Annotated in this window: 1 protein-coding gene; it reads left to right on the top strand. The window is 68.7% G+C overall.

The window, feature by feature from the left end:
• A partial coding sequence (locus INR38_RS28595) for a condensation domain-containing protein (protein WP_242699239.1) occupies positions 1–502 on the top strand: 502 nt, incomplete at both ends.

Here is a 502-nt window from a genome sequence, read left to right as displayed (position 1 = left end):
TGTGGACAGCCTCAACCAGGTGATCGCAAGGCACGACATCCTGCGCACGGCCGTGCTGTGGGAGGGATTGGCCGAGCCTGTGCAGGTGGTCTGGCGCAAGGCGCAGGTGGTTGCTGAATGGGTGGAGGTGCAGGCTGGCGCCGATGCGGCGGCGCAGTTGCACGAGCGGCTGGACCCGCGCGTGCAGCGCATCGAAGTGCGCAAGGCACCGATGATCCGCGCCGTGGCGGCGCAGGATGCGCCGCAGGGCCGCTGGCTGCTGCAGCTGCTGACGCACCATCTGGTGCTGGACCACACGACGCTGGAGCGCATCGTCGAGGAGATTGGTTTGATCCGCCAGGGGCGCGAGCATGCGCTGCCCCAGCCGCTGCCGTTCAGGCGCTTCGTGGCGCAGGCACGGCTGGGGGTGAGCGCCAGGGAGCACGAAGAGTTCTTTCGCGCCATGCTGGGCGATGTGGATGAGCCCACGGCGCCGTTCGGCCTGCTGGACGTGCAGGGTGAT

This window comes from Delftia sp. SD018 (genome assembly GCF_017355445.1).
Classification (GTDB): Bacteria; Pseudomonadota; Gammaproteobacteria; order Burkholderiales; family Burkholderiaceae_C; genus Comamonas; species Comamonas acidovorans.
Note: the sequence above shows the minus strand (reverse complement) of the source record. Positions and strands in the feature narration are given on the sequence as shown.